This window comes from Vibrio splendidus (assembly GCF_001557875.1).
Lineage (GTDB): Bacteria > Pseudomonadota > Gammaproteobacteria > Enterobacterales > Vibrionaceae > Vibrio > Vibrio splendidus_F.
Map to the genome: position 1 here is coordinate 1,129,994 of NZ_LNRF01000001.1, position 22,874 is coordinate 1,152,867.

Annotated in this window: 22 protein-coding genes and 1 pseudogene; 17 read left to right on the top strand and 6 right to left on the bottom strand. The window is 44.6% G+C overall.

Features of this window, described 5'->3' with window-relative positions; translation table 11 throughout:
* Positions 1-8: 8 nt before the first annotated feature.
* From ATB74_RS04855 to ATB74_RS04870, 4 genes are read left to right on the top strand one after another with little or no spacing between them, the layout of a single operon-like run.
* On the top strand, positions 9-944 hold the full coding sequence (locus ATB74_RS04855; RefSeq protein WP_061016906.1) for a metal ABC transporter solute-binding protein, Zn/Mn family: 936 nt from the start codon (positions 9-11) through the stop codon (positions 942-944).
* On the top strand, positions 944-1,678 hold the full coding sequence (locus ATB74_RS04860; RefSeq protein WP_061016908.1) for a metal ABC transporter ATP-binding protein: 735 nt from the start codon (positions 944-946) through the stop codon (positions 1,676-1,678). The genes ATB74_RS04855 and ATB74_RS04860 overlap by 1 nt, the downstream gene beginning before the upstream one ends.
* Positions 1,678-2,553, top strand: coding sequence for a metal ABC transporter permease (locus ATB74_RS04865; protein WP_061016910.1), 876 nt, complete (start codon positions 1,678-1,680; stop codon positions 2,551-2,553). Before ATB74_RS04860 ends, ATB74_RS04865 begins: the two co-directional genes overlap by 1 nt.
* A 2-nt stretch (positions 2,554-2,555) precedes the next feature.
* A complete protein-coding gene (locus ATB74_RS04870; protein ID WP_061016913.1) occupies positions 2,556-3,479 on the top strand; it encodes an ABC transporter substrate-binding protein in 924 nt (307 codons plus the stop codon).
* Between the two features lie 136 nt (positions 3,480-3,615).
* On the opposite strand, the gene ATB74_RS04875 is transcribed toward ATB74_RS04870, so the two are convergent.
* Positions 3,616-3,825, bottom strand: coding sequence for a DUF2986 domain-containing protein (locus ATB74_RS04875; RefSeq protein ID WP_061016915.1), 210 nt, complete (start codon positions 3,823-3,825; stop codon positions 3,616-3,618).
* Positions 3,826-3,922: 97 nt separating this feature from the next.
* Here ATB74_RS04875 and ATB74_RS04880 point away from each other — a divergent pair, with 97 nt between their 5' ends.
* Together ATB74_RS04880 and ATB74_RS04885 are read left to right on the top strand one after the other, a co-directional pair.
* On the top strand, positions 3,923-4,438 hold the full coding sequence (locus tag ATB74_RS04880; RefSeq protein WP_061016917.1) for a GNAT family N-acetyltransferase: 516 nt from the start codon (positions 3,923-3,925) through the stop codon (positions 4,436-4,438).
* Between the two features lie 2 nt (positions 4,439-4,440).
* Complete coding sequence (locus ATB74_RS04885; RefSeq protein WP_050622357.1) at positions 4,441-4,836, top strand: nitrous oxide-stimulated promoter family protein; 396 nt, start codon at positions 4,441-4,443, stop codon at positions 4,834-4,836.
* 103 nt (positions 4,837-4,939) lie between these two features.
* Here ATB74_RS04885 and ATB74_RS04890 read toward each other — a convergent pair whose 3' ends face one another.
* Positions 4,940-6,337 carry an MATE family efflux transporter gene (locus ATB74_RS04890; protein WP_061016919.1) on the bottom strand — a complete coding sequence of 466 codons (1,398 nt, stop codon included), beginning with the start codon at positions 6,335-6,337 and terminating at the stop codon, positions 4,940-4,942.
* A gap of 50 nt (positions 6,338-6,387) precedes the next feature.
* Here ATB74_RS04890 and ATB74_RS04895 point away from each other — a divergent pair, with 50 nt between their 5' ends.
* The 3 genes and pseudogenes from ATB74_RS04895 to ATB74_RS04905 all read left to right on the top strand — a co-directional run bounded on the left by ATB74_RS04895 (position 6,388) and on the right by ATB74_RS04905 (position 8,271).
* Entirely contained in the window at positions 6,388-7,281 is an 894-nt protein-coding gene (locus tag ATB74_RS04895) for a helix-turn-helix domain-containing protein (protein WP_061016921.1), read from the top strand.
* Positions 7,282-7,411: 130 nt separating this feature from the next.
* Positions 7,412-7,788: pseudogene (locus ATB74_RS04900) on the top strand (winged helix-turn-helix domain-containing protein).
* 147 nt (positions 7,789-7,935) lie between these two features.
* On the top strand, positions 7,936-8,271 hold the full coding sequence (locus ATB74_RS04905; RefSeq protein WP_060981284.1) for a helix-turn-helix domain-containing protein: 336 nt from the start codon (positions 7,936-7,938) through the stop codon (positions 8,269-8,271).
* A 141-nt stretch (positions 8,272-8,412) separates the two neighbouring features.
* On the opposite strand, the gene ATB74_RS04910 is transcribed toward ATB74_RS04905, so the two are convergent.
* Positions 8,413-9,564 carry an MFS transporter gene (locus ATB74_RS04910; RefSeq protein WP_061016924.1) on the bottom strand — a complete coding sequence of 384 codons (1,152 nt, stop codon included), beginning with the start codon at positions 9,562-9,564 and terminating at the stop codon, positions 8,413-8,415.
* A gap of 534 nt (positions 9,565-10,098) precedes the next feature.
* A complete protein-coding gene (locus ATB74_RS04915) occupies positions 10,099-11,124 on the bottom strand; it encodes an AraC family transcriptional regulator (RefSeq protein ID WP_061016925.1) in 1,026 nt (341 codons plus the stop codon).
* Between the two features lie 348 nt (positions 11,125-11,472).
* Here ATB74_RS04915 and ATB74_RS04920 point away from each other — a divergent pair, with 348 nt between their 5' ends.
* On the top strand, positions 11,473-13,077 hold the full coding sequence (locus ATB74_RS04920) for a long-chain-fatty-acid--CoA ligase (protein WP_060981287.1): 1,605 nt from the start codon (positions 11,473-11,475) through the stop codon (positions 13,075-13,077).
* On the top strand, positions 13,070-14,749 hold the full coding sequence (locus ATB74_RS04925) for a GMC family oxidoreductase (protein ID WP_061016927.1): 1,680 nt from the start codon (positions 13,070-13,072) through the stop codon (positions 14,747-14,749). Before ATB74_RS04920 ends, ATB74_RS04925 begins: the two co-directional genes overlap by 8 nt.
* A gap of 109 nt (positions 14,750-14,858) precedes the next feature.
* Here ATB74_RS04925 and trxC read toward each other — a convergent pair whose 3' ends face one another.
* Positions 14,859-15,293, bottom strand: a complete 435-nt coding sequence (gene trxC, locus ATB74_RS04930; RefSeq protein WP_060981289.1) for a thioredoxin TrxC — start codon at positions 15,291-15,293, stop codon at positions 14,859-14,861.
* 122 nt (positions 15,294-15,415) lie between these two features.
* Here trxC and ATB74_RS04935 point away from each other — a divergent pair, with 122 nt between their 5' ends.
* The 5 genes from ATB74_RS04935 (at position 15,416) to ATB74_RS04955 (ending at position 19,435) form a co-directional block, all read left to right on the top strand.
* Positions 15,416-16,513, top strand: a complete 1,098-nt coding sequence (locus tag ATB74_RS04935; protein WP_060981290.1) for a ketoacyl-ACP synthase III — start codon at positions 15,416-15,418, stop codon at positions 16,511-16,513.
* Between the two features lie 22 nt (positions 16,514-16,535).
* Entirely contained in the window at positions 16,536-17,000 is a 465-nt protein-coding gene (locus ATB74_RS04940) for a GNAT family N-acetyltransferase (RefSeq protein WP_060981727.1), read from the top strand.
* Positions 17,001-17,089: 89 nt separating this feature from the next.
* Positions 17,090-18,322 carry a glycosyltransferase gene (locus tag ATB74_RS04945; RefSeq protein WP_061016930.1) on the top strand — a complete coding sequence of 411 codons (1,233 nt, stop codon included), beginning with the start codon at positions 17,090-17,092 and terminating at the stop codon, positions 18,320-18,322.
* 205 nt (positions 18,323-18,527) lie between these two features.
* Positions 18,528-19,004, top strand: coding sequence for a YeeE/YedE family protein (locus ATB74_RS04950; protein WP_081090085.1), 477 nt, complete (start codon positions 18,528-18,530; stop codon positions 19,002-19,004).
* Positions 19,004-19,435 carry a YeeE/YedE family protein gene (locus tag ATB74_RS04955; RefSeq protein ID WP_061016932.1) on the top strand — a complete coding sequence of 144 codons (432 nt, stop codon included), beginning with the start codon at positions 19,004-19,006 and terminating at the stop codon, positions 19,433-19,435. The genes ATB74_RS04950 and ATB74_RS04955 overlap by 1 nt, the downstream gene beginning before the upstream one ends.
* Before the next feature lie 109 nt (positions 19,436-19,544).
* Here the strand turns inward: ATB74_RS04955 and ATB74_RS04960 are convergent, their stop codons facing one another.
* Positions 19,545-20,423: an endonuclease/exonuclease/phosphatase family protein gene (locus ATB74_RS04960; RefSeq protein ID WP_061016933.1), complete on the bottom strand. Its 879-nt coding sequence runs from the start codon at positions 20,421-20,423 to the stop codon at positions 19,545-19,547.
* A gap of 303 nt (positions 20,424-20,726) precedes the next feature.
* Between ATB74_RS04960 and nrdD the strand changes: the two genes are divergently transcribed.
* Complete coding sequence (gene nrdD, locus ATB74_RS04965) at positions 20,727-22,847, top strand: anaerobic ribonucleoside-triphosphate reductase (RefSeq protein WP_048613547.1); 2,121 nt, start codon at positions 20,727-20,729, stop codon at positions 22,845-22,847.
* The last annotated feature ends 27 nt before the right edge of the window (positions 22,848-22,874 follow it).

A 22,874-nucleotide genomic window follows, 5' to 3' on the forward strand; every position in this document is an offset into this window, starting at 1 on the left:
GAATTACTATGCGAATTATGACTCTGTTCATGTCGTTATTAGCGGTGTTCATGGCACCGAGTGCATTAGCAAAAGAATACACGGTTGACAGTAACAAACTGACGATTGGTATCACACTTCAACCTTACTACAGCTATGTGAAAGCCGTAGTCGGCGACAAAGTGAACATTCTTCCTTTGGTTGACGCGGGTTTTAACCCACATAACTACCTACCACAACCTAACGACCTGAAGCGATTGAGCCAGATGGATGCAATCGTAGTAAACGGAATTGGACACGACGACTTTGCGCTTAAAGTAATTGCAGCAGCGCAACGTGATGATTTGGTTGTGATCGAAGCAAACAAAGAAGTGCCTTTACTTCCGGCTCTTGGTCAGTCTGTTGGTCAGGGCGCTGTTAACCCGCATACCTTTGTTGGGCTTTCGACAACTATTCAAAAGGTTTACACCATTGCCAGTGAAGTTTCTAAGCTCGACCCAGACAACGCTGCGTTTTATCGCAAGAATGCGCGCAAGTACGCAAAACAATTTCGTTTCATGAAACGTGAGGCGATGTTGTCACTGGGTGAGTTAGATACATCAGGCATGAAGGTTGCGACTACACACAACGCTTATGGTTACATTCTTCAAGAGTTTGGTGTTGATGTGGCGGCGGTAATTGAGCCAGCACATGGTGTTGAGCCAAGTGCTAGCCAACTTCAAGAGACGATCGAGAAGATCCGTGCATCGGGCATCGATGTTCTGTTCTACGAGTTAAACATGCCAAACCGTTTTGTTGACACGATTGAAGCGGAAACAGGCGTCCAGCTTTACCGTTTCTCTCACATGACGCACGGCGAATATGAAGACGATAAAGTAGAAGCTGAAATGAAGAAGAACCTAGAGACGTTAATCGAAGCAATGAAATTTGCGGCGGCGAACCAAGCTAAAAACGGGCACGCATAATGCTAGGTCCATCAATCTCAATTAACAAACTGGGTCTACAGTACGATAACAACGTGATTCTTGATGATATCTCGCTAGAACTTAAAGAGGGCGAATGTCATGTGATCATGGGGCCAAACGGAGGTGGTAAAACTTCTTTGCTGCGCTCTGTGCTTGGCCTTACGCCTTTCTCTGGCCAAATTAATATCCACTGGCCAGAAAAGCAGAGTATTGGTTACGTACCTCAAAAAGCGACCTTCGAATCGAGCTTGCCTTTGACTGTCATGGATTTCGTATTGCTTAACCAGACGAGAATTCCTCTGTTTTGGCGTCGTAAATCTAAGCAATTGGATTTTGCACTCGCACAATTAGATCGCGTTGGTATGGCGACACGCAGCGACCGCCGTATGGGACAGTTGTCCGGAGGTGAACAGCAACGTGTGTTGTTTGCCCAAGCGCTGTTGGATAACCCAAGTCTATTGGTGTTGGATGAACCGACGACCGGTATGGATGAGCAGGGCGTTCGCTATCTGGAATCGCTGATTCGTGAATGCGTTGATGAAGGTCGAACTATTCTAGCGGTTCATCACGATGTAACCGCGGTGCGTCGTCTTGAAGCTAACGTACATGTCGTGAACCGATTCTTGGTGGATAGTGGTCCACACGAAAAGGTACTGCATCCAACTAAAATCGAGAGCCTGTTCCAGCATTACAGTAGTGGCGCAGCGATGAACAAACCGAAGGAGGTTGCGTAATGGATTGGTTACGACAACTTGCCATAAGTGGCGTGGAAGCGGGCTGGTTATCAGACAGCTTCATGTATGCCTTCATGGTCAATGGATTGGTTGCAGCATTATTACTTGGTCCGTTGCTAGGTGGACTTGGTACTTTGGTGATTGCAAAGCGTCTGGCTTTCTTCTCTGAAGCGGTAGGTCACGCGGCATTAACCGGTATCGCTATTGGTGTGTTGCTTGGCGAGCCACCAGAAAATCCGATCATTGGGCTGTTTAGCTTTTGTATGATCTTCGCTTTGCTTCTGCACTTTGTAAGAAACAGAACCAACGTGCCATACGATACCTTGGTTGGTGTGTTCCTAGCGCTGGCATTGGCAGTGGGTGCGGCGTTGCTGATGTACGTGGCTCGTAAGATCAATATTCACATGCTTGAGAACGTATTGTTTGGTTCGATCCTTACGGTAACAGATCAAGACTTAGCGATTCTCGCAGGCAGCTGTGCAATCATCATTTTGCTATTGATACCGACATTCAACCGTATCCTACTTACCTGTATTAGCCCAGACATTGCCAAGGTACGTGGTTACAACACCAGTTTCTACGACTACTTGTTTGTCATGATGATCACATTAGTCACGATTGCAGCCGTAAAGATCGTGGGTGCTGTTTTAGTCGGCGCGTTATTGTTGATTCCGGGTGCTACGGCTCGATTGCTGACTAAACGCATGGGCAGCTTTGTTTTGCTTTCTGCGTTGCTGGCAACCACTGCTTGTTTGGTTGGCACGGTATTACCAATGGAACTTAAACTGCCAGTACCGTCGGGTGCTTCAATCATCATTGTTTCTGCGACGTTTTTCCTTGCAGCAACACTATACCGAATTGTAAGAAAGGCGTAATCATGACTTGTTTAATGAATCGTATCGCTAGTTCAGTAAAAACAGCGGCTCAAGTAGGTGTGCTTGGTAGTGTGTTAATGGCTGGTTCTGTGATGTCACTGAACGTGAATGCAGAAGACATCCTAACCAGTACACCTGTGACTTATGCCTTGGCGACAGAGCTAACCAAAGGCACAGACATTACCACCGAATATCTGCCACCAAAACGCTACGGCATTGACCGTCTGCCGAATTGGTTTGATACCAAGGGCGCAAGTAAAGTGTTTCAATCCGGGCAAAAGGCGACGGTAGCAGTCACGTTGTCATCCATCTGGCAAGCTGATCCTACATTTGTTTACGCAAGACAGGGGAATGTCCGTTTGGTTGAGGTGGATGCCGCTCAAGCCATTACACCGCGAGCACAAGGTGTTGCAGCGCTGACGTTATCCAATGGTGATGTGTCTAAATACGCATGGTTAAATCCAACCAACTTGACTCGTATGGCGGCGATTGTGGCTGACGACTTTAAGTTATTGTGGCCGACACAAGCTGAAACGATTGATAGCAACTTACAACGTGTGATGTTGGATGTTCGTGAACTGATCAACAAGCAGCAAGCAGTATTGCTAGATAATGACGTAGATTCAGTATTGCTACTTTCAGAAAGCTTGGAAGATTTCGCCTCTGGCAGCCAACTGTTTGTTGAAGATCGTATGTTCAAAGCTGAACTGGAATGGACAGACGAAGACAAATCCAAGCTTAAAGAGATGTTTTCGGAAGATGATGCTCTATGGTTAGTTACAGCGAAAAAGCCAAGCAACTTGATTAAATCATTGGTACCGAATGAGCGTATCTTAGTGGTGGATTCTGTTGATCGTTGGGGTAGAGCTGGGATTAATGGAAAAGCACCGTTTGCCCGTTGGGAAGTGCAACCTTTCAAAGGTTAGATGGCTAAGATAAGTGAGCTAACAACCAGTTCGCTTAAAAATACGATCAAAAAAGCAGCCCAATTAGAGGCTGCTTTTTTTGTTCTTGTCTGTTGGCTCTGAAAAGAGTGTTAGACAGAGGACTGCGAGTTTTAACTTACTCTGCAGTTTTTGTCTCTTCAGCTTCAACAGTTGCTTCTACTGCACCTTCTGCTTGCTCTTGAGCCGCTTTAGCTTGTTCTTCAGCTTCCATTTTTGCACGGTCAGCTTTAGAAATGTAGCGAGGCTTGTTGCTACTATGCAGTTTAGAATTCGCCTGTTTCTGCTTCTTTTTTAGAATTTGATTAATTTTTTTCTTACGGTTCATTGCTGCATAGCCTTGTATTTAGTTTAGGCGGTGGAGGATAATCATTTTAGCTCTAGAACTCAATATTTACATGGTATTCAGCAAGGAAAATATCACTATGCAGGCAGTCGAGACCGAACGTTTACGATTAAGAATGATCACGCCTCAAGATGCGGTGTTTATTCAACGATTATACAGCTCAGAAGATTTCCTGCGTTACATTGGTGATAAGGAAATCAGCGACACTGAAAAGGCTGTCGAATACATCGAAAACAACATTCTTAAGATGCACGAAGAGAAGGGTGTCTGCTTGTTGATGGTTGAAATCAAGGATTCTTCAACACCAATTGGTATCTGCGGACTAATAAAAAGAGACACCTTAGAGTCGCATGATATTGGCTACGGGTTTGCTCCTGAGTTTTATGGTCAATGCTTTGCCCAAGAAGCCGCGGAGGCGATAATTGAACAAGCTAAGCAGAATGCTGATATCGATCATTTAGTTGCCATCACTACCTCTGATAACATTCGAAGTATCACACTACTGACTAAGTTAGGCTTTGTGTTCGAGCGAGTTGAAGATGTGATAAGCGAAAGCGTTAATCTCAACCTGTACGGTTTCTCATTAGGCAATTAATCATGTTTCAACATAACAATATTCTACAAGGCGAGCTCGCAACGGAGTACAAAACCGTTATTGCGATGGTGCACATCTACTGTAAAGATCACCACGGTGCAGTGCGTCAGAATGGCGCGTTATGTGAAGAGTGTGAGCAACTGTTACGCTATGCCGAAACGAGACTTGACCGTTGCCCTTATGGTGAAGCCAAACCGACCTGCAATAAGTGTCCGATTCATTGCTATAAGCCCGATCCTAAAGAGCAGATGCGTTTAGTGATGCGCTATGCTGGGCCAAGAATGTTACTCAAGCATCCGATTTTAGCGATCAGGCATCTGATTCATGAGAAACGGAAAGTACCCGAAAAGCCACTGCCGAATGTGTCGAACCGTCATATCCGAATGAATAAGAAGTAAGTGGCGTTTTAAAGTGGTTGCTGAAGAAACGAAAAAGGTCTGATTTCTCAGACCTTTTTGATGTAGATACGCTGCTATCTCAGCTTGAATCTAGCCAAGTAGCCTATGCCGCTTGAGGCTCGTCGTAGGTCACTGTGAGGTTGTTGATCCAGCGTCGGCTTAGGTAACGATGAGAACAAATTGCCAGTTTCACCACTTCTTCCACCAACATCAAACCATAGATGTATTTGAAATCCCATCCAGCGACAAACGCGCCGTAAACACATACTGGAATACCGACCATCCACATCGCGATGAAGTCCATACGCAGACAGAATGCATTATCGCCACCAGCGCGAATAATACCGTTGATGATCACCATGTTCAGCATACGAATCACCACAGCAAAACACATTATGGTCATTGCAGGTGAAGCGAGCGGGTAGAGCGCATCTGTAGAAAGGTTCAGCCATGTTAGAACATGTTCTTTGCCCATAAATAGTAGCAATCCGACAACCGCGCCAAAGCCAACAACGGCTTTAATGAATGTCAGCCCCATACTCATTGCGTCATCAAACTCATCACGGCCTAATGAATGACCAAGCAACACTGAACACGCTACCGAAATACCAAAGAAAATCGAGTAACACAGTGATTCAAACGGCGCGAGCATAGAGAACACGGCAAGTTCCGTTGTGCCCATGTGACCGAAGATCATTTGGTACGCCATAGTGCCCATTGCCCATAACACCGCGTTCATCGTTAGTGGCAAAGCAATACGGCGGTAAGACAACCATAATGACGGACGATGTGGTGAGCTAGGCGTAGTTAACAACCAGTGTTTACGCGTGCGCATGTAGCCATACATCAAGCCAACTTGAATTGCGCGAGCGAGTGTCGTCGCCAATGCTGCACCTGCTACGCCCATAGCAGGAATACCAAAAGCACCTTTGATTAGAACGAAGTTAAGTGCAATGTTGAGTGCAATGGTCACCGCGCCTAATAGTAGCGGTGTTACGGTGTCACCTGATGAGCGCATGCTTGCTTCTACCACTACGACAATGTGAGTCAGAAGTAGAACAGGGAAGCCATACCATAGGTAAGTCGCGCCAAGTTCAATCACGGTTTGATCGTTGGTTTGCAACATCATTAAAAACTGAGAACCAAGAGTGATGATTGCAGTAACAGGTAGCAGAACTTTTAAGCCAAACACCATCGCGATAGATGATACCGTTCGCGCGCTTTTTCGGTCATTCTTTCCCCAGTATTGAGCGACTAATGTTCCGTTTGCTGAGGCCAACCCTGCCATAATCATAATAGCAACGAAGTGCCATTTTGATGCAATTCCCACAGCCGCAGCTGCTTCCATACCATAGTCACTGACCATTAATACGTCAGCAAGGGCAAGAATAGCGACGAGCGCACTTTGCAAAGCAACAGGCAAACCAAGTTTAACGATACGAGGTAAGATGCTCTCTGGCTTGTTATTCATAGATGAGTTAGGGTTGATGTTAGTTGTCATAAGCTCTCCGATTTATGGCAGAACTATAGTGATTTGAGCGAAGTAACAACATGTTTAAAAAACAACAAAACCTGTGCGAATCTGTCATTGATTCAATGAGACCAAAATCAACTTGGCATGATGATGTTTTTCTCGCTGAACAGTGCAAAGAACGTTTTTTGACCGTTGAAGATATTCCAGAGATGAAAAGCTTTGGTGTCTATATGGGCGGCATGGCGAAGCTATATGATGGCTACTGGGTTGAGCGCGAATCCGTTAATGTTCATACGTTGATTTTCACTATGGAAGGTGGCGGTATCCTAACAACCGAAACATCGGTCCAAGCGATTACGCCTTATACGCTCGTGGTTCTTCCTGCTGAAACCCCATTTCGTTTTGAACTCGATCCTCAATATAATTATTGGAAAATGGCGTGGATGCTAACGCCTGACACTAAGCAGTGGCAGCACATAGCAAGCTTAGGTCAGGGGATTGTGCCTTTTGGAGAGTGTGAGCAGATCTGGTCATTAATGAACTTGGTTTACTTTGAGATAGGCGGTAGAGCCAGCTACCGTAAGTTACTCTTGAGTGAAATCATCCGAACATTGACGGGGTTTGAGCCTAAGTCGACCAGTACCACCGCACGTGTTCAAGCGCTCTATAACGAGATTGAAAGCAGTCTTCACCAGCCATGGACAGTTGCAGGGATGGCTGAAAGAGTGTTCATCAGTGAAGAGCAACTGAATCGAGTCACCAAGACGCTATTTAGCCTGTCACCACGCAGCAAATTGATTCAATTACGCATGGATAAAGCCACGAGTCTGCTGAAATATCAAGATTGGTCAGTTTCTATGATTGCTAATCGCTTGGGCTACAAAGATCCTTATAACTTTTCGCATCGTTTCAAAAAGCATTTCGGCTTGTCACCAAGTCAATATCGAAAGAGTCATCGGCTTTCCGGTTAGCCTTGTTTATTTCCTCGATCAATTACGCAAGATCAAACTTTGCAGTAATATTACCGTATTGAGCTATCTATCAATTTAGTATTTTTGGTCTATTCGATAGTATTGGAAATATCTCAGAAGACGACTGCTTATGCAACATGAGGAATTAATGCAACAAATTATCAGCGAGACAAATGATTTAGATCTCCCGTCAAAGCTCATTTTAAACAACAAAGAGTTTCAATCAGGCACTAAAATCGTACGCAAACAGGGCTGTGGTTCGATTATAGGAACGCTTTCAGAGCCTCACCGTAAAGTACTTTTTTATCTTTACCAGAACAAAGGCCAAGTGGTGAGTAAGCAAATTTTGAAGCGTGTAGGTTGGGCCGGTAAAGCGGTGACATGTGCTTCTGTATTGGTTGCTATTTACGAGATCAGAAGAGTTCTTGACTGTCGTTGTATTCAAACAGTTTCCAACGAAGGGTATGTTATGGAGCAATAAATAATCCTCTATTTATATCCTGTTAATATGTTAATAATAAAAATTTAATCTCTTTACCGTACGAATTCCATTGATTATCGTCAAATCTAAAACGTCCACTTATAAGCGACGTTATATAAATACGAACAAATCTGACATTGTCGCTGGCTATATAGTAAGGGAATGATATAAAAATGGACTCTTATCCTGTAATAGAAACGAACCATTCTGAAAATAACGTAGTACTTGAATTAAACGGTAAAATTGTTGAACTCAACACTAAACTTATTCGTAATGTTGAAAACGGCTATGTACTGGCTACCATGCCTTTAGCGTATCGAAAGATCATTCTATTTATGAATCGACATCGAGGTGAATTGTTCAGTGTTAGTCAATTAAAGAAGATTGGCTGGGAAAGTGAGAAAGTGACCAACTCATCTGTGATTGTTGCGATATCTGAAATAAGATCGTTATTCGGAGATGGATTAATCATTACCATCACTGGTGAAGGTTACGTATTTCAACCTTAACTTTCTAAAATAATAGACGTTATTGTTATTTGTTATCGATCTTTCTTACCGTTGGCATAAAACAAAAAGGGCCCTTCGCTTAGACATGAAGTCTTAACTCAGAGCCCTGATGACACGTCTCTTGTGTCTGTCTATTCGAGCTTACTCGCCTGCAATCTGTAGGTGTGAGCGCTTTAGACTAGCAATCAACATGTAGATCGTTGTAGCAAGTAGAGACGCGAACAGGTAAGTGAATAATCCTGCTTGTGAATCCATAAAGCTGTCTGCAACGATTGGTCCGGCAACAGAACCGATGCTGTAGCAAAGTAGCATGATCTGAGTCACTGACACCAAGTAGCTTGGGTCAAGGTTTCGGCAACCCAAGTTAATTGCGATTGGGTATAGCGCAAATGTCGCCATGCCTAATACGAACAAGCTTATGCCTAGTACGTAGAAATCGTGATTGATAGTCAGCACACCAATGCTTGCAACGCCTAGCAGGCAGAACAGAGCCATCAATAACACTTGTCCTACGTGGTGAGATAACCAAGTCACCATCGGCTGAACAGCCATGCCACCCATGATAACCAAAGCCATCAAACCGCCAATGTCTTCGTGCGCAATGTTACGTTGAGCAAGTTCAACTGGCATCAAGCCGTAAATCGCACCTAGCGTTAATCCAGACACAATGCAGCCAATTAGAGCGCTGTGGCTTAATTTGCTGATCTGCTTTAAAGACAAAGATTGCGCATCGTGGATCTGTGGTGGTGTTGCTTGTCCGTACATCAGAACAATGATCGCACCAAACAGAAGGGTGAACATTGCGATGAAAGGCACACCACCAGTAATACCTAGGTAACCGATACCAAGCTGACCAACTGCAGAACCACCGTACAGTGAGCACATGTAGATAGCGAGACGTTTTGCGCGTTGTGATTCGTCACCGCTCATTAGCCAAGACTCTACAATCACAAAGATACCTGCAACCGCTACACCAGCCACAAAGCGAGCTAATAGCCATACCGCTTGGTGTGGGATCAATGGCAATACAAGGATCGTTGCGATGAACACACTCAATGCGATGACGAAAGCGTCTTTGTGACCAACACGCGCAATGGCACGTTCAATCAATAATGTACCAGCCAGTAGACCTGCATAGAATGCACTCGCCAACCAACTCGATAGATCTTTGTCTAAGCCATACTCAGACAGCATTAATGGTAATGAACTCATTAAGTAGCCTGAAGCGATCGCGTAAAAAGACAATGCAATAACAGGAACAGTTATGCGAGTTGTTGGTTGGATGTTGTCCAATGCAGGAGCCTCTGATAGTAAAAGAAACGATGAATTTTCCGCGACTATGGGGGAGAAACTGAATTGGGTAAAACGAATAAAAATGGTCGTTAAGATAAAAGAAATTTATCACCAATCTAAACTAAAATACCATTGCGATATTTAGGGCGTGTTGATCTTTTGAGCTGATTTTTGCAGCGAATTGCTGGGGATTTATACAAGGCAGAGGCTTTGATGTGTAGCTAGTCTACATGAGAAGCCGATAACGCAGTAGAAATGACCAGCAAACGCTGCCCGAAGGGTTCGACTAAAAGCGCTTTACTCTTTGTTGAGGGAGATTTGCTTAGAATGACTAGGCTACTTCTCCCTCGCCGCGATTAAAACGCTTTTACTTCGAACAAAATTTCACCACGAAAGGTCAACACGCCCTAGCAATTTGGCGAGATTTTATGCGGTCAAAAAGTCGTTAAGCCGTTGTTCATTGGTGGTTTAATTTAGAAAAAGATCGCAAAGTGATTGTCGTTTTCTGATTTGGATTGAATGGGAGTTTAAGTGTTAGCCCGTTTCTTTACGGTATTGGCGTGGCGAGTTACCACTCCACTTACGAAAGGCATGTCGAAAGTTAGCACTATCAGAAAAACCAACTCGTTCAGATATCTCTTCAATACTCATTTGAGTTGAAGAAAGGTAGTGCCGGGAAAGGTGATAGCGAACATGATCAAGTATCTTCTGATAGCTTGTATCAGCCGCTTTCAGGTGACGGCGCAGTGTTCGAGAAGACATGCCCAGTTCTGAAGAAATGGATTCTATCGAAGGGTAACATCCCGGCCTTTCAATCAGCATCTGTGAGACTTTCTCTTTGAGGCTGGTGGGTGCGCTGACTTTTGCCAACATGTCATCACACGACTTTAAGCACATCTGTAAAGTGATGGTATTGGCTGTGGGCAGAGGCGAGTACAAGCTCGTTGCATCAAACTCCCATTCAAGACGGTCACTATTGAATTCAACCGGGCAACCAAAAATTTCTGTATAAAGATCCCCGTATTCAGGTCTTGGATAGGGGAATCGGATCACTTGAGAAGGAAAAGGTTGTTGCAATACTTCTTCGCACAAACTGTGTATCGCCGCGAACCAGTATTCACAACAAAAGGGCAGTAAAGAATCAAGCTCGATCAGTTGCTCTGCGCGAAAGTAGCCAACGTTGCCTTCTACTGACATGGTCTTTCTAAGAACTGGGCCAGCAAGTTGCAGATACTTGAAACCAATCAGTAAAGCATCCAACAGCGTTTCGCTACTGAATACCGCATAACCCAAAACACCAAAGTCACTAAATCGTGCTTGTTGGCCGACTCTTAGCCCTAAACCACCTTCATCTGTGTTCGCTAACGCATTACTGAACACAGCAAGCTTTTGCGCCAAAGTGATGTGTGTATCAGGTGTGTTGAGTTGGAGAGCATCGATGTTACTGCCTTCGAGTAACTCTTCGATACAGAGAGCAGGCGATAGGTAACGATGCAGCAACTGAAGATCCAGAATGCCGAATGCTTGCATATCGGGTTCGTAAACTGCGGTGTATTCCATAAGCTGCCTCTTGTTGAATATCGATATCTTAACCGAACTTTTAACATTTATGCCTGTTGCTTGTTCTCACTTTCCCAAGCTTGTTCAAAGTTTTATTGGGCTTGCGTAGGCTTTGTCCGAATTTCACCGGTTTTTGTCTTTTTGAAACCTGTTCGAAATGTTACCAAAATGTTGTAATTTCTTGGGTTGCACATTGGAGCGTCTCAAATATTTTGCTCAATAACTACTCTTATCTACATGACACACCAGTGTGCAGGCTCGTGATTACAAGAAAGACACTTATTACAACGATTAGAACGTCTACGGTGACCGCCACTAACAGGTCTAAGCCGCATAAGGAGATCATGGATGCACAATCTTGCTGTTAATTTGGAGCGTAGTGCTTCGCTTTTTCCAACTAAAGCTGCTCTGCGTATGGGATCGGATGAAATTAGCTTTTCTCAGTTAGAACAACTTTCTGGAAACGTGGCTGCTAACCTGAAAAGGCTTGGGTTGCAGAAGGGAGATAAGGTTGCATTGTCATGCTCGAACGTCACTTACTTTCCGATAGCCTATTACGGCATTCTAAAAGCGGGCTGTGTAGTCGTGCCTTTGAACGTGCTATTTAAGGCCAGAGAGATCGCTTATCACCTTAATGACTCTGACGCGAAAGCCTATTTATGCTTTGAGGGCAGTGAAGAGCTTCCAATTGGTCGCTATGGTTTACAAGGTTTTGAGCAGGCAAACCACTGTGAACACTTTGTAGAGATGCCTATCCCAACAAGCGCAGACACTACTTTAGAAAGTAATGAGCAGCATGAATCAATAGCTGATTGGTTGGCACAACCTTTTACTCCTTTTGAATCTGTCGCTTGTCATGGCGATGATACTGCTGTGATCCTTTATACCTCTGGTACGACTGGGCAGCCAAAAGGGGCTGAGCTTTCCCACACCAACATGCAAACCAATGCGATGTCATCACAGTACTTAATGAGATTAGAGTACAGCGATACCACAATGGCCACACTTCCTCTGTTCCACAGTTTCGGCCAGACAGTGATGATGAACGCAAGTGTGTTAACGGGTTCTACCATGGTGTTGATTCCTCGCTTTGAGCCGTCCCTGGTGATCGAGCAGATCATTAGCCATAAAGTCAGTGTCTTTGCGGGCGTTCCTACTATGTATATTGCGCTTCTAAGAGCTGGTGAAGAGTCTCCTGATACTTCAGAAAAAACAAGCAAACGGTCTGAACAGGTTAAACATAGCTTGAGGTTGGGTGTTTCTGGTGGTGCGTCTATGCCGCTAGAGGTTATCCGACAATTTGAATCCCGATTTGAGCTTCCAGTCCTTGAAGGATATGGACTGTCAGAAACGGCGCCTGTTGCTACTTTTAATCATATTGATGGTGATCGTTTGTCCGGCAGTGTCGGTCAGCCGTTATGTGGCCACCTCATAAAGATTACTGATGTACAAGGCAACTCTGTCGCAATGGGTGAACTGGGTGAAGTCTGTATCAAAAGTCCAAGTGTCATGAAAGGCTACTATCAAAGGCCAGAGGCGACAGCTGAATCCATTCGTGATGGTTGGTTCTTAACGGGAGATATCGGACGCGTCGATGAGCACGGCAATTTGTTCATTGTTGACCGTGTTAAAGACATGATTATTCGTGGCGGGTACAACGTTTATCCACGAGAAATTGAAGAAGTATTGATGTGCCATCCCGATGTGGAAATGGCTGCGGTGGTAGGCGAGCATCATGATCATTTAGGCGAGGAGATCCACGCGCATGTGGTGCTTCACGAACATACACAATGTGATAGTGCTATGTTGATAGCATGGTGTCGAGAGCAACTCGCTGACTACAAATATCCGCGTAAGGTATTCATTCGTAAAGCCTTACCCATGACAGCAACCGGAAAAATCTTGAAGCGTGAATTACACCCACTAGAAATAGCGGAGATGGTAAATGGATAGTTATGATTTTATTGTTGTTGGCGGTGGCTCTGCTGGTTGTGTGATGGCTTCTCGATTGTCGGAAGACCCTAGTGTGACTGTTTGCTTGTTAGAAGCTGGCGGTAAAGACACGAGCCCATTCATTCATACACCCGTTGGCGTGGTCGCTATGATGCCAACAAAGCTCAATAACTGGGCTTTCGAGACAGTCGAACAGCCAGGTTTAAATGGTCGTAAAGGTTACCAGCCGAGAGGTAAGACGCTCGGTGGGTCTAGCTCTATTAACGCAATGATGTACGCTCGTGGACATCGTTATGACTACGATACATGGGAGAGCTTAGGCAATGCTGGCTGGAACTATGAATCATGTCTGCCTTACTTCAAGAAAGCTGAACACAACGAAGTACACCAAGATGAGTTTCATGGTCAAGGTGGCCCTTTAAATGTGGCGAACCTTAGATCGCCAAGCCCTATGTTGGAACGCTATTTAACAGCCTGTGAGGCGATAGGTGTCCCGCGTAACGAGGATATTAATGGTGTCGCTCAGTTTGGGGCAATGCCAACGCAGGTAACACAGTTAAATGGCGAACGGTGTAGTGCTGCCAAGGCTTACCTAACCCCAAACCTGACACGATCGAATCTCACGGTTGTCACCAAAGCAACCACCCATAAGGTATTGTTTGAAGACAAGAAGGCGGTTGGCGTTGAATACGGATCGAGCGGCAAACGTTATCAGATTCGATGTAACAAGGAAGTGATTCTATCCGCTGGCGCGTTTGGTTCTCCCCAATTGCTATTACTGTCTGGTGTCGGTGCTAAAGCTGAACTAGAGACGCATGGCATCGAACAAGTTCATGAATTACCCGGTGTGGGCAAGAACCTGCAAGATCATATCGACTTAGTTCACTCATACAAATGCAGTGAAAAGCGTGAAACTTTTGGTATCTCGTTGCAAATGGCCTCTGAAATGACCAAAGCCTTACCGTTATGGCACAAAGAGCGCCGTGGCAAGATGAGCAGCAACTTTGCAGAGGGAATCGGCTTTCTTTGCTCTGATGATCATATCGCCGTGCCTGATTTAGAGTTTGTATTTGTCGTTGCTGTTGTAGATGATCATGCCCGAAAAATCCATACCAGTCATGGCTTTACCTCTCATGTCACTTTGTTGCGTCCGAAAAGCCATGGCACCGTGACACTGAATAGCAATGATCCCTATGATCCGCCTAAGATCGATCCTGCGTTTTTCAGTCATCCTGAAGATATGGAGATCATGATTAAGGGCTGGAAGAAGCAGTATCAAATGTTAGAAAGTTCTGCGTTTGATGATGTCCGTGGCAATGCTTTCTACCCTGTGGACGCCAGTGATGACAAGGCTATCGAGCAAGATATTGGTAATCGTGCAGACACTCAGTATCACCCAGTCGGTACTTGTAAAATGGGACCTAGTAGTGATTCTTTAGCTGTGGTGAATAAAGATCTCAAAGTTTATGGATTGGATAATTTGAGAGTCATTGATGCTTCGGTGATGCCAACACTAATCGGGGCAAACACTAATGCACCAACCATTATGATTGCAGAGAAGATTGCTGATCAAATAAAAGATCAATATGGCTTGAGTGAACAAAGCGGATTGAATAACAAGAGTGCTTTGAATAAGCAAGACGATAACGCAGAACGCGATATGGCTGGTTAGCCGGAAAGAGTAGAGATAACAGATAGATTTACAATAGGTTAGGGAGCCTTATCCATTAAGGTTCCTTAACCTATTTTGTTTGTTAATTACTGAAAGAATCGAAACAAACTTACTTCGTTAGAGCTTGATTAAGCCATTGATCAAATTGACCTTTAGGCAGTGCACCGTTAATCGTATCGACACGTTTACCGTCTTTAAACACCATCACCGTCGGAATGCTTCTGATTTGATACATTGCTGCAAGTTGCTGCTGAGCTTCAGTATCAATTTTAACGAATCGAACATCTCCAGAACGCTCTTTTGCAACGTCACTAAACACGGGCGCAAAGCCCACACATGGATTACACCATGTCGCCCAGAAATCGACAACCACAGGCTGTGAACTGTTCAAAATAGACTGGAAATTCAGTGATGTACCTTCGATTGGCGCGCCGTCTAGTAATGAGTTTTTGCATTTACCACAAGTTGGGCTTTCTGAAATTCTTTCTGAAGGAACTCGGTTTACGCCACCGCAAGAAGGGCAACGTGTGTTGAATGTAGACATAACTTTCTCTTTTTATTGTAACTCCGTGGCTAACGCGATTTACGAATCACGCACGGAGCGCTTATACTGTTTAAAACTAGAATACGATACTTAAATAAAAACAAACAATAAACAGGTAAATGATGACAAAATTTTACGCCGAAATAACTGGCTGGGGAAAGTGTCTGCCACCAACCGTGCTCTCCAATGATGATTTAAGCACTTTTATTGATACATCTGACGAGTGGATTCGAACACGAACTGGTATCGAAAACCGTCGTATCAGTCATGTAAATACCTCTGAGTTAGCAACTGTTGCCGCTCAACACGCAATGGCGTGTGCTGGCCTTACTGCCGAAGACATCGACCTCGTTATCATCGCAACGTGCAGCCCTGATTCTCTTATCCCAAATACCGCATCTAAGGTTCAACAGAACTTAGGCATTAAGAGTGCAGCGGCTTTCGACCTTAACGCAGCGTGTACTGGCTTTATCTACGGTGTTGAAACAGCGACTCGACTGATTCAAGCTGGCAACTACCGCAATGCAATCGTTGTGGGTGCAGAACGTCTTTCATTCTTCATCGACTGGACCAAGCGTGATACTGCGGTTCTTTTCGGTGATGGCGCTGGCGCTGTGGTTCTATCACGAACTGAAGAACAAGTGGGTTTACAAGAAGCTCAAATCGGTTGTGACGCAGAGGGCCGTGACATTCTAGCTGTACCAAAATTCGGTACTTCTATGGATCGCTTTGCTGCTGATAACGGTTACTGGGACTTTGATTTCGTAGGCAAAGAGATCTTCAAGCGTGCTGTGAAAGGCATGGGCGCTGCAGCACATACTGTATTGAGTCGCACTGGCATCTCAACCGACAACATTGACGTTGTGATTCCGCATCAAGCGAACATCCGAATCATTCAAACTCTGTGTGATATGGCGGGTATTGAGCGCGAGAAAGCATTTGTCAACATCCAAAACTACGGTAATACATCGGCAGCTACTGTGCCAATTGCACTGTGTGAATCGCTAGAGCAAGGTTTCGTTAAGCCTAACGACAACATTCTTGTTGCAGCATTTGGCGCTGGTTTAACTTGGGGGGCTGGTCACATTAAGTGGGGTAGTCGTGTTGAACCGCTAGGTCAATCAGATGCTAAGCTTCCAGAAGTTGATAAATCTGCTTTAGAGCTTTTAGAAAGAGCCATTTTACACTGTAAAACGCGTCCTAACTCTGACAACGACTAGCAGCATGGCGCAAGTTCGTTTTATGACAGAAGCCGACCTCGATGGGGCGGCTTTGGTTCATCAATCAGCCTTTGTTCGACAGAAAAACTCACGAGATTGGTTACAATGTAACTTAAGCGCTTCACCACGCTTTCTTAACTTTGTTGTTGAAAGCGAAGGTGAGGTTGTTGGCTACATTATTTGGGTTCAAAAGAGTGGGTTTAGACCTGAAGCTGTTTTAGAACTAGAGCAACTTGCCGTGTTACCAAGTGCGCAGGGGAAAGGATTGGGAAAAAAACTGATTCTGGACTCCCTGCCGCAAGTGAAGCATAAGCTAGCAGAGCAAGGCTCGACGCTAAAACATGTATTAGTGACCACCAGAGCTGACAACTTTGCACAAAAGCTTTATCAATCGACGTTAGGTGCAGAAGTCGAAACCACGATTTCAAACCTCTATTCTGCTGATGAAGTGCTTATGATAGCTCGCAATGTAGGTGAGCGAATCTGATCGCTGAGTGATTAGAACTCATTGTAATCAGCAATAAATATTTGACTAGGGACTTGTAGAGTCCCTTTTGTTATTTCTTAGGAAGTGTTTTGAAGAAAGTTTTAGCAATTGGCTACGTTTGGCCAGAACCGAATTCATCGGCGGCTGGCAGCCACATGATGTCTCTTTTACGTCTATTTAAGAGACAAGGTTGGTCAGTTGAATTCGCAACACCAGCTCAAGAAACCGAGCACATGATAGATCTCTCGGAAGAGGGCATCACTAGCCAATCTATTCAGTTAAATTGCGATAGCTTTGACCAGTACATCGAAGAGCTACAGCCTGATGTCGTGATGTTCGACCGTTTCATGATGGAAGAGCAATTCGGTTGGCGAGTTGAGAAGGTATGCCCGAAAGCATTTAAGCTACTGGATACTGAAGATTTACAGTTCCTACGCAATGCCCGACACGAAGCCGTTAAGAAAGAGACAGAGCTGTCGAAAGAGCACTTATTCAGTGATTTAGCTAAACGTGAAATTGCCGCGATTCTGCGCTGTGATCTTTCGTTGATCATCTCAAGTTACGAGATGGAACTGCTCCAATCTGAGTTCAATATCGATCCTAAATTGCTTCATCATCTGCCGTTCATGGTTGATCTTAATTCGCTTCCTAAAAGCACGAAAAGCTTTCAAGAACGTCAGCATTTCATGACGATAGGTAACTTTAGACATGCCCCGAATTGGGATGCCGTGCTTCAGTTACAAAAGATTTGGCCGAAGATTCGCAAGCAGTTGCCTGACACTGAACTTCATATTTATGGATCGTATCCGCCGCCAAAAGCGACCGCATTACACAACCCTAAAACCGGTTTCCATATCAAAGGTTGGGCGAAAGATGCTCAAGAAGTGATGGAGCAGGCCCGTGTGTGTGTCGCACCACTGCGTTTTGGTGCGGGCATTAAAGGTAAGTTGCTTGATGCAATGAAGCTTCAAACTCCAAACGTGACCAGCGAAATTGGTAGTGAAGGCATGTTGCCGCAAGGGGATTTGCAATGGCCGGGTGCGGTTTCAGATGATATCGACGAGTTTGTTGAACAAGCTGTTGCTCTTTATAAAGATGAAGAGAAGTGGCTTAAGGCTCAAAGTCAGTGTCATTCAATTCTTGAAGCGCACTACGAACAGAATCAACTGGGCGACAAATTGATCGAGCGATTGATTGCGCTAGAGTCTGAGCTTGAGTCTCATCGACTGGATAACTTCTTTGGCTCTATGCTGAAGCACCACAGCATGGCAAGCACTAAGTACATGTCGCAGTGGATTGCTGAGAAGAACAAGATCAAATAGCTGTTCTTTACCAAAGACAGAATAAATCTTAAGCCCTTAGGTTAACGCCTAGGGGCTTTTTTCATGGGGGAAGCTTCTTGATTACTGACTTACTAACCGAAACATAATGGTATTACATTAGCATTGACTAATTTATATTTATTAGTAAACTCTAATTTAACTTGTGGTGAGTTAGATTTGAGTTTGTGGATAGGAGAGGTCAGTGATTAGTTTTATACCTTGGGATGCATTTTTCGGTGGCATGCTGCTAGGCGCGTCGGCAATTATTTTGATGTTGGGGATTGGACGAGTAGCTGGAATCAGCGGAATCGTAAGCCGCTTGTTGCCGTCTAGAAAGAATGAAAGCTTAGAATCAGGACCTGAATCCAGCTCGGACACCCGAATTGAGAAAACCGAGAAACATTGGCGACTTGCTTTTGCTGTCGGAATGGTTGTGAGCGGCTGGTTGTTGATTCCGACTGGTTACCAGCTCCCACAATTGGAAGAGATCAACTTCGCAGTGGTTATTATAGCCGGACTATTGGTGGGCTTCGGTACCAAGGTCGCGAATGGCTGTACGAGTGGCCATGGCATTGTGGGAATGGCGCGTTTATCTAAACGTTCAATTGTCGCGACTTGTGTGTTTATGGGTGTGGCAATGGCAACTGTGTTGGTTAAGAATCTGATTGGTTTGGGGGCGTAATGAAAAACTCTTCATTTACTATCATTATTGGCTTGCTCGCAGGTCTTCTTTTCGGCTCTGGCATGATCATTTCAGGCATGGTTGATCCGAACAAAGTACTTGGTTTTTTAGACATTACTGGCGATTGGGACATCAGTTTGGCATTCGTGATGGGCGGGGCGTTATTGGTGTTCGCTCCGTTTTATCACTTAGTTATTAAAAAGCGCGCTAAAGCGATCAATGGTGAGCCGTTAGATAGCCGTAATAATCCGTTAGTCGACAGAAAGCTGATTCTAGGCTCAACAGCGTTTGGCTTAGGTTGGGGGCTTGCAGGCTTTTGTCCTGGCCCTGCTGTGACGAGTCTTAGTGGCGGAAACCCAACGGTATGGCTGTTCGTCTTAAGTATGCTGGTGGGAATGTGGCTGGCGGGACGAGCGAATAAAACCTGCTAGCAGTGCGCCTATCACTTATCAGATAGGCTTGATATGAACACTTGAGAGGTTGACTTGCTTTAACTCAAAAGCCAGTCAGCCTCTGTTTGTATCTACTGTTATCGATAATCTACGGTTTGATCTTTGTAGAAACCGGACAATGATCGCTGAGTTTGAAGTCCAGCACATCTTGCGTTTCAAATACCTTTTGCTTCGCAGGAGAGGCATCCAAGGACTTGCTCACTACAATATGATCAATAACAGAACGAAACTGGTGTGTGCGATGGTTATTGCGGTTAGAGCGTACCTTACAATCAGCTCGAGTTTTTCTTGTTGCCAACTGAGCATCGGTATCTTGAGTTAAGTCTTTCCACATCCAATCTCTTGAGTAGGATAGGTTGTGGTTGAAATCGCCTAGTATCGCGTAATCCTGACCTGTGCGCTCTCTTTGCTGTATCCACTTATTAAGTTGTTGTGCTTGCTCTTTGAGCCTAGAGCAATCACGGTTCGACTTATAAGCGCCGCTGCAACCCGCTTTTAAATGCACTGACAACATGTGAATCGATTTACTTTCCGTTTCTAAAATCATGTAACTGGCAAACCTAAGCTTGCTGTTAGCGCTCGATTCCAATGGGAAGTCAGCGTAGTCGGTGAGTGTGATTCCTTTACGAACCGCGAACCCTGTGTATTGGTTCACTTCTTTGAACTGATGGTTACTGTTTTCTGGTAATGCTCGGTCAGACATCAATATCTTGTATTGATCGCCGGCGATGCGTTGAATGGCATTTACGTCGTCGACTTCTTGAAAGGCGAGCACATCCGCATCTAAGGATTGAAAGTATTCTTCAAGTTTGTCGAAATCAGTTTGATCACGTTGGGCAGAAAACTTATTCACAGCCTCGTTGGTTGATAACCATTCGATATTCCAACTGGATATGGTCAAAGGTTCAGCAAATGTCTGGCTACTGAGTAAGCAGCCTAACATTATCCAGTTTTGAAGTCGTTTCATCCCAAATATCCCTAATTTTGTCGTCCAATATAGTTGAGCCGTTATCCTACAACACTTACCAAAAATTCAACTCTTTTTAGCAGTTTTTTTATTGTTACATTGTTTCTTTTCGACTTGAGAACTAGCGTAATAATATTGAATTGATCTTAGTCAGCGTGAGAGTTTTATTGATCCAAATCAATACTCAAAGTTGGTGGTTCTCGTTAAATACGCCACAATATCTAGTGTTAGTTAAACGATAAATCGCTCTATATAGTGTGTTTGTGGATAAGTCTGTGAATACATCAAGAGTAAGGAGAAGTGGTGAAATCAATCGTAATCAAGCGTGATGGCTCAAGAGCTCCATTCAGTAGAGATCGCATCCAAGCTGCAGTGGAAGCAGCATCAGACAAAGCCGATAAGGAAATTGCTATTTATGCACTGAATGTGGCATTAGCAGTTGAGTTGAAGCTCGAAGACTACGATGAAGTTCATATCTCTGAAATTCAAACCATGGTCGAGAACGAGCTAATGCAGGGACCATACAAGTCTCTGGCTCGTGCCTACATTGAATATCGTCATGACCGCGACATCGCACGTGAGAAGCAAAGCGCTTTAACTCGCGAGATCGAAGGTTTGATCGAAGAAAGCAATGTTGATCTGATCAATGAGAATGCCAACAAAGACGGTAAAGTTATCCCAACTCAGCGTGATTTACTGGCGGGTATCGTGGCTAAACACTATGCAAAAACTCACATTTTACCGCGTGACATCGTACAAGCTCACGAGTGCGGTGACATTCACTACCACGATCTAGACTACGCACCGTTCTTCCCAATGTTTAACTGTATGCTAATCGACTTGAAAGGCATGTTAACGCATGGCTTCAAGATGGGTAACGCGGAAATTGACACGCCTAAGTCGATTTCTACAGCGACTGCGGTAACAGCGCAGATCATCGCGCAAGTGGCGAGCCACATTTACGGCGGTACAACGATTAACCGTATCGACGAGGTTCTAGAACCTTACGTGATGGCGAGCTACGAGAAGCACTTATCGCTAGCGAAAGAGTGGGACATTCATAGCCCAGAAGCTTTTGCTATCTCTCGTACCGAGAAAGAGTGTTACGACGCGTTCCAATCTTTGGAGTACGAAGTAAACACGCTACACACGGCTAACGGTCAAACACCATTCGTTACGTTTGGTTTTGGTCTAGGCGAAAGCTGGGGTTCAAAACTGATTCAGCAATCTATCTTGAAAAACCGCATCGCAGGTCTGGGTAAGAACCGCAAAACAGCGGTATTCCCTAAACTGGTGTTCGCAATCAAAGATGGTTTGAACCACCAGAAGCAAGATCCAAACTACGACATCAAGCAATTAGCGCTTGAGTGTGCATCTAAGCGTATGTACCCAGACATTCTTAACTACGACAAAGTAGTAGAAGTGACAGGGTCATTTAAAACGCCTATGGGCTGCCGTAGCTTCTTGAATACTTACGAAGAAAATGGTGAGTTAATTCATGAAGGCCGTAACAACTTAGGTGTTGTGAGCCTGAACTTGCCACGTATTGCGATTAACGCAAAACAAGATATGACTAAGTTCTACGAACTGCTTGATGAAAAACTGAAGCTAGCTCGTCGTGCGCTAGAAACTCGTATTTCTCGTCTAGAAAACGTGAAAGCGCGTGTTGCTCCAATCCTATACATGGAAGGTGCATGTGGCGTTCGCTTGAAAGCAGACGACTCTATTGCTGATATCTTCAAGAACGGTCGTGCATCTGTTTCTCTTGGTTACATCGGTATCCACGAAGCAATGACGGCACTTTACGGCACAGACGTTCACTTGTACGACGACGGCGAAATGCGTGCTAAAGCGCTTGAGCTGGTGGAGTACATGAAGCGTGAAGTGGAATCTTGGACGAAAGAGACAGGTTACGCATTCAGCCTATACGGCACACCAAGTGAAAACCTATGTAGCCGTTTCTGCAGCATCGACACCAAAGAGTTTGGTGTGATTGATGGCGTAACAGACCGTGGTTACTACACCAACAGCTTCCACCTAGATGTGCAGAAGAAAGTGAACCCATACGACAAGATCGATTTCGAGATGCCTTATCCTGAAATTTCTAGCGGCGGTTTCATCTGTTACGGCGAATTCCCGAACATGCAGAAGAACATCGAAGCGCTAGAAAACGTATGGGATTACAGCTACACACGTGTTCCTTACTACGGCACTAACACGCCGATTGATGAGTGTTACGAATGTGGTTACAACGGTGAGTTTGACTGTACTAGTAAGGGCTTTACGTGTCCTAAGTGTGGCAACCATGACTCAACCAAAGTATCGGTAACACGCCGTGTTTGTGGTTACCTTGGTAGCCCAGATGCACGACCATTTAACTTCGGTAAGCAAGAAGAAGTTAAACGCCGAGTGAAGCATCTTTAATAAGCCCTAAGATCAATAGCTAGCTTA